9 protein-coding genes and 1 riboswitch are annotated in these 11,881 nt (G+C 71.3%); of the genes, 1 reads left to right on the forward strand and 8 read right to left on the reverse strand.

From position 1 onward, the window contains the following. Positions 1-296: 296 nt before the first annotated feature. The 5 genes from NON19_RS04970 to NON19_RS04990 all read right to left on the reverse strand — a co-directional run bounded on the left by NON19_RS04970 (position 297) and on the right by NON19_RS04990 (position 7,673). Positions 297-1,004, reverse strand: a complete 708-nt coding sequence (locus NON19_RS04970) for a response regulator (protein ID WP_255925377.1) — start codon at positions 1,002-1,004, stop codon at positions 297-299. A 76-nt stretch (positions 1,005-1,080) separates the two neighbouring features. Further along, positions 1,081-2,400: a sensor histidine kinase gene (locus NON19_RS33295; RefSeq protein ID WP_255925378.1), complete on the reverse strand. Its 1,320-nt coding sequence runs from the start codon at positions 2,398-2,400 to the stop codon at positions 1,081-1,083. Positions 2,401-2,685: 285 nt separating this feature from the next. Then, the gene (meaB, locus tag NON19_RS04980; protein WP_255925380.1) at positions 2,686-3,672 is read right to left on the reverse strand and encodes a methylmalonyl Co-A mutase-associated GTPase MeaB; all 987 of its coding nucleotides are present in this window, start codon (positions 3,670-3,672) and stop codon (positions 2,686-2,688) included. A gap of 12 nt (positions 3,673-3,684) precedes the next feature. Further along, on the reverse strand, positions 3,685-5,862 hold the full coding sequence (gene scpA, locus NON19_RS04985; RefSeq protein ID WP_255925381.1) for a methylmalonyl-CoA mutase: 2,178 nt from the start codon (positions 5,860-5,862) through the stop codon (positions 3,685-3,687). Next, positions 5,862-7,673: a methylmalonyl-CoA mutase family protein gene (locus NON19_RS04990; RefSeq protein WP_255925382.1), complete on the reverse strand. Its 1,812-nt coding sequence runs from the start codon at positions 7,671-7,673 to the stop codon at positions 5,862-5,864. The genes scpA and NON19_RS04990 overlap by 1 nt, the downstream gene beginning before the upstream one ends. Positions 7,674-8,028: 355 nt before the next feature. Continuing rightward, positions 8,029-8,152, forward strand: a riboswitch (cobalamin riboswitch). A 62-nt stretch (positions 8,153-8,214) separates the two neighbouring features. Here NON19_RS04990 and NON19_RS04995 point away from each other — a divergent pair. Continuing rightward, the gene (locus tag NON19_RS04995) at positions 8,215-8,634 is read left to right on the forward strand and encodes a (2Fe-2S) ferredoxin domain-containing protein (protein WP_255925383.1); all 420 of its coding nucleotides are present in this window, start codon (positions 8,215-8,217) and stop codon (positions 8,632-8,634) included. A 54-nt stretch (positions 8,635-8,688) separates the two neighbouring features. Here the strand turns inward: NON19_RS04995 and NON19_RS05000 are convergent, their stop codons facing one another. The 3 genes from NON19_RS05000 to NON19_RS05010 all read right to left on the reverse strand — a co-directional run bounded on the left by NON19_RS05000 (position 8,689) and on the right by NON19_RS05010 (position 11,872). After that, on the reverse strand, positions 8,689-10,050 hold the full coding sequence (locus NON19_RS05000) for a C1 family peptidase (RefSeq protein WP_255925384.1): 1,362 nt from the start codon (positions 10,048-10,050) through the stop codon (positions 8,689-8,691). Positions 10,051-10,275: 225 nt separating this feature from the next. Then, complete coding sequence (locus NON19_RS05005) at positions 10,276-10,881, reverse strand: hypothetical protein (RefSeq protein WP_255925385.1); 606 nt, start codon at positions 10,879-10,881, stop codon at positions 10,276-10,278. 352 nt (positions 10,882-11,233) lie between these two features. Beyond that, entirely contained in the window at positions 11,234-11,872 is a 639-nt protein-coding gene (locus NON19_RS05010) for a hypothetical protein (protein WP_255925386.1), read from the reverse strand. Positions 11,873-11,881 lie beyond the last annotated feature (9 nt).

Here is an 11,881-nt window from a genome sequence, read left to right on the forward strand (position 1 = left end):
CGTCCGGGGTGAAGCACCAGCAAAAGACCGGTCCGCTCACGGCGCCGTCCACGGCGCCCGAGTACCCAGCCTGCGGGCAGCACGCCGCGATCGCGACCCGAGCCGACCACCGCAGCCAGGCGGCGTTTGACTCGTCGGTAGGAGCTTCGGGGCCAGGCCGTTGAACGTGCGATGGTGCACACGCCGCACCCGCCAGAGCCAGGATCCGCTGCCGCGCGTTCAACCGGCAGGCGACCACCCACGTCATACCGCCCACGTCATACGGCTCAGGTACGCCAGACGTCCTGTCTCCGCGCCTACCAGCGCGGTTTGCCGTTCTCCGAAGGGCGTTGAACGGCTGCCACTGGCCCGGCCGCGTCCAGACCGGCATCCCGGGCCAGCAGGGCGGCCTGCACACGGTTGGCGCAGTCCAGTTTGGCGAGGATCCGGCTGACATAGGTCTTCACCGTGGCCTCGCTCATGTTCAGGCGGGCGCCCAGCCCGGCGTTGGACAGGCCTTCACCGAGCAGCCGCAGCACCTCCAACTCGCGTTCGCTCAGCGCCTCCAGCCTGCGGCGTGCCGCCACCTGCCGGGCGGGCGCGGGGTCGGCGGCGAGGGTGTCCAGGACGTGGCGGGCGGCGGTGGGGGACAGGAACGCCTGGCCGCCCGCCGCGGCCCGGACAGCCTGGATCAGCTCGTTTGGAGCGGTGTCCTTCAGCAGGAATCCGGCACCGCCCGCGGCCACCGCCCGCAGCACGTTCTCCCGCTGGCCGAAGGTGGTCAGCATCAGGGCGCGCGCGGCGGGTACGGCCTGCCGGAGTTCACCGAGTGCGGTGAGGCCGTCGGCGTGCGGCATCTGGATGTCCAGCAGCACCACCTGCGGCCGGTGCCGTTGGGCGAGTTCGACCGCCTGACCGCCGTCTCCCGCCTCGGCGACCACCTCGATGTCGTCCGCCGAGGTGAGGATGGCGCGGATACCAGCGCGGATGAGCGGCTCGTCGTCGGCGATGAGGACGCGGATCACCAAGGGTCTCCTTAACGGGTGGTGCGCCCGGCGGCACGCGATCACTCTGCCACGCGCCGCCCGAACCGCACCGGACTCACGACGATACGTACAGTGCCGTCACCATGACCGCGGCGACGGTGACCGCGACCGTCACGGCCAGCAGCCAGCCGAAGTCCCGCAGCCGCTCCGACGACATGCTCGCCGAACCTTCCCCCGGCAGCGGTGGTTCGGCCAGGGCCGGGTCACCGTCCGCCGCAACGCCGGCGCTCCGGGCGCCGACCACCTCGTACGGCAGCACGCCCGCCACCCGGAAGCCGCCATCCGGCACCGGGCCGGTGTGCACCATCCCGCCCGCCAGCCGGGCCCGCTCCCGCAACCCGGCGAGCCCTTGTCCGCCGCTCACCGGCGCGGCGCAACTCCCTTGGATCGGCGCGGAGTTGACGACCTCGACGACCAGGGCGTCCGGGTCGTAGTGCAGCGCCACCTCGACGGCCGTACCGGGCGCGTGCTTGTGCGCGTTGGTCAGCGCCTCCTGCACGATGCGGTACGCGGCGTGCCCGGTCACCGCGGCCAGGTCGCGCACCACACCGGTGCGCCGGAACACCACCTCGCCTCTCACCTGCTGGCTTGCGGCCACCAGGCTCTCGATGTCGGCGACGCCGCCGGTGCCGACGTCCTCGCCCTCCTCCCGCAACACCCCGACCACCTGCCGTAGTTCCTCCAGGGCGGCCACGGCCGTAAGGCGTACGGCGTCGATGGCCTCCCGGTGCTCGCCGCCGAGCGTGCGGTCCGTCTCCAGGGCTCCGGTCTGGACCGCCAGTAGCGTCAGCCGGTGGCCGAGACTGTCGTGCATGTCGTGCGCGATCCGGTAGCGCTCCCGCATCCGGGCCTGCCCGGCCACCATGGCGCGCTCGCGCAGCAACTGGTCGTGCCGCTCTTGGAGGACGCCCAGCAGGGAGCGGCGCTGCGCCTGATACCGCCCGAACAGGCCCGGCAGCAGCACCAGCACGAAGTACCGCGCCGCCGCGAACAGCACGATCGCACTCGCCTTCCACTGCCCGGCCTGCTGCCACCACCAGACGACGAGCACGGCGGCAAGCGCCCCCGCGAACGCGGCCGCGGCCGCCCGGGCCCGCAGCAGCCGTTGCCCCGCCGACCAAGCGGCACACACCTGGACCAGGGCGAACCCCCCGACCGCGGTGCCGCAGACCGCCGACACCACCAACACCACGCCGGGCAGGCCGCGACGCAGCACGTACAGCCCTGCCGCCGCGAGACCGGCAGCCCCGGCCGCCAACGGCCCGGCCGTTCCCCCGGTCAGCGACAGGGCGGCCACCAGACCGACCGCTAGCGCACCGAGCCCTTCGGCCCACCACATCCGAGTCGTCCAGGGCCCGGGCAGCACACGCCGCACGAGGGGGACTCTCACTGATTTCGCATCCATCGGCCGCAAGCGTAGGGCTGCGGGCACCACCGTTACGTCCCCCGAAAGTCGTTGGCCAGCAACGACTTTCGACGCTGGGTGGAAGGCAACGGGGGCGGGCACCCGGCGCCGCCGCGACAGCGTGCCGCGCCGCCCGCGCAGCGGCGCTTCACGGCGCGTAGCCGGGGGAGGATCTCCGCCCAGTCACGTTTCCCGGCGACCGGCGTGTGACGCCCAACTACCGTCGCGGGCCGTGCCGTGAGTCGACCGCGAGGCTCAACTCCGCTGGCCCCCGAAGGCGTTCAGGATGCGTTCGGCGGCCAGGGTGGCCGTCAGCTGACCGTCTCTGACCTGCTGCTCCAGCAGGGGCGCGAGGGAGCGGACCGCCGGATCGGCGTGCAGGCGGCCCAGCAGTTCGTCGCGGACCATGGTCCACGCCCAGTCGACCTGCTGGTCGCGGCGCCGGGCGGCGAGGCGGCCGGTGGCGTCCAGCCGCGCGCGGTGCTCTTCCAGCCGCTCCCACACGGTGTCCAGGCCGCTCGACTCGCGTGCGCTGCAACTGAGCACCGGCGGTGTCCAGAAGGCGTCCTTGCCGTGCATGAGCCGCAGCGCGCCCGCCAACTCACGGGCGGCGGCGCGAGCGTCGCGTTCGTGTGGACCGTCCGCCTTGTTGACGGCGATCACGTCGGCCAGTTCCAGGACGCCCTTCTTGATGCCCTGCAACTGGTCCCCGGTACGGGCCAGTGTCAGGAGCAGGAAGGAGTCGACCATGTTCGCGACGGCTGTCTCGGACTGGCCGACGCCGACCGTCTCCACCAGCACCACGTCGTACCCGGCGGCCTCCATCACCACGATCGACTCGCGGGTGGCCTTCGCGACCCCGCCGAGCGTGCCCGCGCTGGGGGAGGGCCGGACGAAGGCCGCCGGGTCGACGGCCAGCCGCTCCATGCGGGTCTTGTCGCCGAGGATCGAGCCGCCGGTCCGGCTGGAGGACGGGTCGACGGCGAGCACGGCCACCCGGTGCCCGAGGCGGGTCAGCATCGTGCCGAAGGCGTCGATGAACGTCGACTTGCCCACGCCCGGCACCCCGCTGATCCCGATCCGCCGGGCCCTGCCGCTGTACGGCAGCAGCTCGGTCAGCAACTCCTGGGCGAGCGCCCGGTGTTGGGGCCGGGTGGACTCCACGAGGGTGATCGCGCGGGCGACGACAGCCCGCTTGCCGTCGAGGACGCCCTTGACGTACGTGTCGAGGTCGATGGCCATCGAGTCACGGCCTCACAGGTCGTCGTGTCCGAGCTCGGCCGCCAGCCGGGAGACCAGGTCGTGGGCGGCGTCCGGGATGACCGTGCCGGGTGGGAAGACGGCCGCCGCACCCATCTCCAGCAGGGTCGGCACGTCCTGCGGCGGGATCACCCCGCCGACCACGATCATGATGTCCTCCCGTCCCTCCTCGGCGAGTTGCTCGCGCAGCGCCGGTACCAGCGTGAGGTGCCCGGCGGCCAGTGACGACACCCCGACGATGTGCACGTCCGCCTCGACGGCCTGGCGGGCCACCTCGGCCGGGGTCTGGAACAGCGGGCCGACGTCCACGTCGAAACCGAGGTCGGCGAAGGCGGTGGCGATCACCTTCTGGCCGCGGTCGTGGCCGTCCTGGCCCATCTTGGCGACCAGTATGCGCGGGCGGCGGCCCTCGGCCTCGGCGAAGGCGTCCACCAGGGCGCGGGTGCGGTCCACGGCCGGGGACTCGCCTGCTTCGTTGCGGTACACACCCGAGATCGTACGGATCTGGCCCGCGTGCCGTCCGTACACCTTCTCCAGGGCGTAGGAGATCTCCCCGACGGTGGCCTTCGCGCGGGCCGCGCGCACCGCCAGCTCCAGCAGGTTCCCCTCGCCGCCGGCCGCCCGGGTCAGCGCGTCCAGCGCGTCCTGGCAGGCGGTCTCGTCCCGCTCCTCGCGCAGCCGCCGCAGCTTGGCGATCTGCTGGGCGCGCACCGAGGAGTTGTCGACCTTGAGCACCTCGATCTGCTCGTCGGAGTCCACCCGGTACTTGTTGACACCGATCACCGGTTGCCGACCGGAGTCGATGCGGGCCTGGGTGCGGGCCGCGGCCTCCTCGACGCGCAGCTTGGGGATGCCCGCGTCGATCGCCTGCGCCATGCCGCCCGCCCGCTCGACCTCCTGGATGTGCTGCCAGGCGCGGCGGGCCAGGTCGTACGTCAGCCGCTCCACGTACGCGCTGCCGCCCCACGGGTCGATCACCCGTGTGGTGCCGGACTCCTGCTGGATCAACAGCTGGGTGTTGCGGGCGATGCGGGCGGAGAAGTCGGTGGGCAGGGCGAGTGCCTCGTCGAGTGCGTTGGTGTGCAGCGACTGGGTGTGGCCCTGGGTGGCCGCCATCGCCTCCACACAGGTGCGCGTGACGTTGTTGAACACGTCCTGCGCGGTCAGCGACCAGCCGGAAGTCTGCGAATGCGTGCGCAGCGACAGCGACTTGGTGTTCTTCGGCTCGAACTGCTTGACCAGCTTCGCCCACAGCAGCCGGGCCGCGCGCAGTTTGGCGATCTCCATGAAGAAGTTCATGCCGATCGCCCAGAAGAACGACAGCCGCGGCGCGAACGCGTCCACGTCCAGCCCCGCCTCCCGCCCGGCCCGGATGTACTCCACGCCGTCGGCGAGGGTGTAGGCCAGCTCCAGGTCGGCCGTCGCGCCCGCCTCCTGGATGTGGTAGCCGGAGATGGAGATGGAGTTGTAGCGCGGCATCCGCTGCGAGGTGAAGGCGAAGATGTCGGAGATGATCCGCATCGACGGCTTCGGCGGATAGATGTAGGTGTTGCGGACCATGAACTCCTTGAGGATGTCGTTCTGGATGGTCCCGGCCAACTTCTCGGGCGGTACGCCCTGTTCCTCCGCCGCCACGATGTACAGCGCCAGCACCGGCAGCACCGCGCCGTTCATCGTCATCGACACCGTCATCCGGTCCAGTGGGATGCCGTCGAACAACTGCCGCATGTCGTAGATCGAGTCGATCGCCACGCCCGCCATACCGACGTCACCGGTCACCCGCGGGTGGTCGCTGTCGTAACCGCGGTGCGTCGGCAGGTCGAAGGCGACCGACAGGCCTTTTTGACCGGCCGCCAGATTGCGGCGGTAGAAGGCGTTGGACTCCTCGGCCGTGGAGAAGCCCGCGTACTGGCGGATGGTCCAGGGCTGGTTGACGTACATCGTCGGGTACGGGCCGCGCAGATACGGGGCGATGCCCGGGTAGGTGCCCAGGAAGTCCAGGCCCTCCAGGTCCCGCCCGGTGTACAGCGGCTTGACCGTGATGCCCTCGGGCGTCTCCCACTCCAGGTCGGCGCCGTCGGCCGCCTTCTTGACAGCCGTACGCCACTCGTCGAGGCCGCCGTCGGCGGTCGGGGTCCCCAGCTCGATCGCCGAGAAGTCGGGGATGGACATCAGGACACTCCCATGCGGTCGAGCGTGGCGGAGAGTACGGACACGGCGTCACAGCCGGCGAAGACGTAGGTGTCGACACCCGCGTAGGGTCCCGGACGGCCCGCGAGGAACACGTGCTTGGCCCCCGCCGCCCGCAGTCGCCCGGCGACCGCCTCGGCCTGCTCCTCGTACAGCGCGTCGCTGGAGCACAGGCACACCTCAAGCGCACCGCTCTCCTCGAACGTGCCCTCGGTGACCGGCTCGATGCCGCCCGCCTGGAAGAGGTTGGCGGCGAAGGTGAGCCGGGCGGTGTGGGCGGCGGCCGGGCCGAGCGCGGCCAGATGGATGCGGGGCCGGGCGCCGGTCGCGGCCAGGTGCGCGTCGGAACGGGCGCGCAGCGCCTCGAACGCCTCGTCCCGCCGCACCCGGGGCAGCCCTCCGGACGGCGGCGCGGGCGCGGGGGCGCGGACCACGGGCTTCTCGGCCAGGTGCGGGAACTCGCTGACGCCGGTGACCGGCTCCCGGCGCTTCGCCAGCTTCGCGCTCCGTACCGACCAGGTCTCGGCCAGCCGCTCGCCCACCATCCCGCAACGCAGGGCCGTCGCCTGTCCGCCCGCCCGCTCGATCTCCTGGAAGAACTCCCAGGCCGCGCTGGCGAGTTCGTCCGTCAGCCGCTCCACGTACCAGGAGCCGCCCGCCGGGTCGATCACCCGGGACAGGTGCGACTCCTCGATGAGGATGGTGGAGGTGTTGCGGGCGATGCGGCGCGCGAACGAGTCCGGCAGGCCCAGCGCGTCATCGAAGGGCAGCACGGTGACGGCGTCGGCGCCCCCCACTCCAGCGGCCAGTGTGGCGACCGTGGTGCGCAGCATGTTCACCCATGGATCGCGGCGCGTCATCATCACCGGCGAGGTCACCGCGTGCTGGAGCTGCGCACCCGCCCGCGGTGCCCCGCAGACCTCGGCGATCCGCGCCCACAGCCTGCGCGCCGCGCGCAGCTTGGCGACGGTCAGGAACTGGTCGGCGGTCGCGGCGTACCGGAACTCCAGCTGCGCGCAGGCCTGCTCGACGCTCAACCCGGCGCCGGTCAGCTCACGCAGATACGCGGCACCCGTCGCCAGGGAGCAGCCCAGCTCCTGCGCAGCCGAGCCCCCGGCCTCGTGGTACGGCAGCGCGTCCACGGTCAGCGCCCGCAGCCCCGGATGGCGCCCGGCGCACAACCGGGCCAGCTCGGCCACGGGCGCGATGTCGTAGCGGGCTCCGGTGCGGGCCTGGTGGCCCAGCGGGTCGGCGCCCAGGTTGCCGCGCGCCGCGTCCGCGGCGATGCCCCGCTCCTCGTACAGCCGCAGCAACCGCCGTGCGGCTGGCTCGACTTCGCCGCCCGCGTCCAGGACGACGGGCGCCAGGTCCAGGTAGACGCCGTCTAGGGCGCGGTCGAGTTCGGCTGTCGGGATTCCCGCGTGCTCGCCGACCACCAGCCACAGGGAGGTGACGCCGTTCTCCAAGTCGGCCAGGACCGCGCCCGCGTCCGCGACCGTGTGCCGCTGGCGCACGTCCCAGCCGCCGCCCGTGTTCCCCTCGGCGCGACCGCCGCGCACGAAGGGCGCGAATCCCGGAAGGCCGGGGTCGGGCGCGGCGTCGAGCGCGGTGTAGAGGGGCGAGACGCGCAGCCCGTCCTCCAGCGCGGTGGACAAGGCGTGCTCCGCGTCGGCGTCCGAGACCTCCTTGCCCGACTTGCGCAGGACGCCCGCCACCAGGTTCCGCCACTGCTCATGCGTCGCGTCAGGGAACTCCGCCGCCAGGGAGAGCTCATCGTCAGGCAAGACCGTCATGCTCGGATGCTAGGGCAGGTCGGCAGACGAGCAGCAGTGGGGACCGTTGTGACCTTCTTCTCTTCGGGCGTGAGAACTGCGCCGTGAGCGGAGTCGGGCACTGCGCGGTCACCACGCGGCGGCGGGCACGTCGAGGGCGCCGCGATGGCCCGGTGAGAGGGGGACGACCGGCGTACGCCCGACCAGGGCAGCGTCGACGGACATGCCCGAACCGCTCTGGTACCAGGCCCAGTTGTCGTGGGGCCTACCCGCTGTCGGCGCGTCTCGCGGGCAACCTCTCCCCGCTGGCGCGAATCGTGCGGTGACGCACAACCGGCGGATGGAATGATGGTCGGCGACAGGGCGACGGCGGTTCGAGGAAGCCGGTGCGAATCCGGCGCGGTCCCGCCACTGTGATCGGCGAGCGGATCCCTACTGGCCACTGCCCGGATGTGGGTGGGAAGGCCGGGACGAGCATCGACCCGAGAGCCAGGACACTCACGCGGTCGCCTCCTCGTGGAAGCCCCGGGGCGGATCTCCCCGGCAGGAGGAAGGACGCGGCATGCCCACCAGGCCGACCGGAACACCGTCCCACGACGCGCCGGATCCCGCGGTCGCCGACCCGGTACCGTGCCGGGTCGTCGTGTGCCGCGACTGCTGCTGCGGCAGCCCCAAGGTGACCGGCGCCGACCACGAGGCGCAGACCGCGCGCCTGCGCGCCGCGGCGCCGGTGCGGATCTCCACCTGCCTGGACGTGTGCGACCAGGCCAATGTCATCGTCGTCCAGCCCTCCGGCGCCGGGCGGGCCGCCGGTGCCCGGCCGGTGTGGCTGGGCCTGGTCAACGACCCGTACGCCACCGAGGACATCGCCGCCTGGGTTCGCGCGGGCGGTCCCGGCGTCGCTCCTCGGCCGGAGATCCTGGACCTGTACGCCGTCACTCCGCCCCGGCGCCGCGCGCGGGCGCGGCAGTACGACCGGTGATCGGGCCGCCGACGCCGCCCAACGGTGCCCACCAGCGGCGGGGTGCGCGCATCCTCAGTCGGCGAGGGCGCCCATGGGGTCCCACGCGGGAAGGACGATCGGCGGCTGGTCGAGGGCGGCGGCCAGTTGCGGCGGCAGCGCGGAGCGCCGGACCGCGATCTCGAAGACATGCTCACCGAACCACGAGTCGTTCATGGTCCAAAAGCCCTTGTCGGCCTTCTCCTCACCCCAGCTGTTCTCCACCCGCCAGCGGCGCGGGCCGCCGTCCACCACGTCGACGCCGGTGAACAGCATCGCGTGGGTCATTCGCGTGTCGTGGTGCAGCAGCCGGGCGGCCTTGTCCATGGTGAAGGGGGCGTCGTAGACGGCCGCGTAGTCGAAGAGACCGGCGTCCCAGACGCCGACGTCCGCGCGCATCATCTTGGCCACGTCGCAGCCGAACCACACCGGCTCGCCACCGACGATCGCGTCCATGGCCAGCTGCTTCAGCAGCTCCATCGGCGCGTTGAGGTAGACCACCGGAGGGGCGTCCACGACATTGCCCAGGTACTCGACGGTGAAGGTACGGCCGACCGGGCTCGACTCGCGCGGGTCGTGCACCAGACAGACGTACTCGTCCAACGGGAGCTGCACATACGCGGCGGCGAACCCTGCCGGAGTGAGCCAGCCGTCGCGGTGGAACTCCTTGTTCTCGTCCTGCCACTGCCACAGGAACCGCTGCGGAGGCGTGCCGAGGTGAATGCTGAGCACCCGGTGGACGGCGGCCAGCACCTCCCGCTTGCGTTCCCGCTGCGCCTCGACTCCCTCGGCGGCCTGTCCGCGCAGGTCGCGGGCGCCCTGGCGGAGCAGGGTCTTCAGGGTCCGGTTCATCGCCCGGGTCGCGGAGGAGCTGTCGGTCTCCGGCATCGCCGACTTGGGCACCAGGCCGTGCTTGGCGACGAGCGCCACGAACATGTTCCACTGCCCGCCGTCGCCGATCGGGTCCGCCAGCAGGTGGGCCACCGTGCGGTCGTCCACCTCCCGGTCCGAGGTCTCGATGACCGCCTCCAGGAAGTGGTTCGCCCGCTCGAACTTGTCCCACCACAGAAGGTAGTTCTGGGAGAACTCGAAGTCCTTCACGCCCAACTTCCGCGCGGCGCCGACCCGGAGCAGGTTGAGTCCGGCGAACATCCAGCAGCGGCCGCTCTGCTTCTGGTTGGTGGCCTTCCAGTCGTCCAGGTGGTGGGAGACCGAGTGGTCGATGCTGGTGAGGATCCGACGGTCGAGGGCGACATCGTCCACCGGTGTCTGGGTGACGGCGTTCTGCATCAGCCGGTTCACCGGTCGGGCGGCGAACTCCTTCTCGAACAACTCAAGCTGATCAGGTGTCAGACCGCGGCCCATGGCCTGGCGGGAGTCATCGGTTCCGAAGGTCACAGCGGCCTGCCTCCAGTTCCCAGTGGTCCTCCGAGCGGAGTGAACTCTCACCGTCGCACGGTCGTTCAGCCGCAGTCAACGCAATAGCGCCCACGCCGATCACCGATCCGGACCGGACCGCCTGAACATCCGCGGAAAGCGACGGAGTCGGCAAAACTCCTGTTCCAATTACCGCTGGAACGCGCGGAGTTGGAATTCGCCTGGTTGGTCACACCGGCCCGCCTGTCACCGTCCGGTCGCAGTTGATTTGCGGGCCGCCACCTCTGCCGCGGTGGGACTGGCGAGCCAGGCCAGTCTGCCGAGGGCGGGGCGCAGTCGTGTGTCCAGGCTCCACGTCGCGCCGGCGAAGGCGGTGAACAGCGCGAGGGAGGCGAAGACGTAGGCCGCGGAGGGCCCCAGGTCGGTGATGCCCGGTCTGGTCCACGGCAGGTGGAAGCCTTCGGCGGCTGACCAGATGCCGAACGAGAACACCGCGCTGCCGATGAAGACCAGGTTGGTGAGGACACCGAAGATCATGCCGAGGGCGATGCAGCTTTCGACCAGCGCCGTGCCCACCGCGAAGACACCGGGGTCGGCCGTGCCCGCGTCGTGCCAGAGCTGGATCCACTGGTGGATGACAGGGGTGTGGATCGTGGCGGCCTTGCCCAACTCCTCGTTGAGCGTCTTGCCGTGGATGAACGCTGGTAGCCATTTGAACGAGGCGTCGATCGCCCACAGGAGCCCGAAGCCGATGCGGACCGCCGCGGCGGTGTGCAACCGGCGTAGCGCGGCCAAGGGAAGTGATGCGCTGTGGTGGGCGGGGACACGGTCTGGATTCGCGGTCGTGGCCACTGTTTCTCCTTTCCGAAAGGCCGGAAGGCCTTGCGGGTGAGGGGGAAGGAACGCGGCGCAGCGCTGTGTGCGATGTCCAAGTAGGGCTGTTGTCGGTGCGGTTGGAACCCCGGGCGCAAGACGACTGTGGTGTGATCGGCGCGAGCGGGTCACTTGCGCCACCACTGTGCGGGGTGGCCATCATGGTGCCAATCCGACCGCCAAGGCGCCAGACTCCGCGGCCGACAAAAAATTCCGATCGCCCGTTTTCTCTCCGGGGCCTGTGAGATTCCAATCCATTGCTTCTGGTCAAGCGGCGTCTCGCTGCCAACTTGTGGCGGAGTTATGCGCCGGGACCGCCTGTCATCAGGCGTTAACGGCGCCACCCCGATGCCAGCTGCGTCCCGGCGAGTGCGAGGGCCAGCCCGGCGGCGAGTGCCAGGGCCAGCAGGGACCAGCGTCGGCCCCGGCCGGGGGCCGAAGTACCGTGCCGGGCTGGACGGTTGCGCAGGTCGGCGCCGATGAGGCGGGGCAACCGCCAGACGTGCGCCAGTACATGGAGGCCGGTGACCGCCAACCAGCCGAGGAAGCTGGCCTTGTGGAGCAGGGGCAGGGGCACCGGTCCGGCGTGCCTGCCGAACAGGGCCATCAGGACACCCGTGGCCAGCACGGTGACGGTGCTGGCCACGACCAGGGGGCCCAGCGCACGCAACAGCGGCGCGGGAGGGCCTTCACGCCGGTAGGCCGGGGAGCCGGTGTAGTAGCGGAAGAACCGGTAGCCGGTGGCCGCGAGTTTCAGGCCCACCGGGCCTATCAGCAGCAGCCCGACGAAGAAGTGGACGGTGAGGAGCTGGCCGAGGAAGAGGATCGTGACGCCCTGGACGGCGAACAGGACCAGCAGCACCGCGCCGACGGCGGCGGTGAGCCGCGCGTTCCCCTCGGGACCGCCATGCCCTGGCGTTGGCGGTTCGGGCTGCCTGTCGACCGCCATCATGCTGCTGATCGAGGTCACTCGACCGTC

It is taken from the genome of Streptantibioticus rubrisoli, from assembly GCF_024436055.1.
GTDB classification, from domain to species: domain Bacteria; phylum Actinomycetota; class Actinomycetes; order Streptomycetales; family Streptomycetaceae; genus Streptantibioticus_A; species Streptantibioticus_A rubrisoli.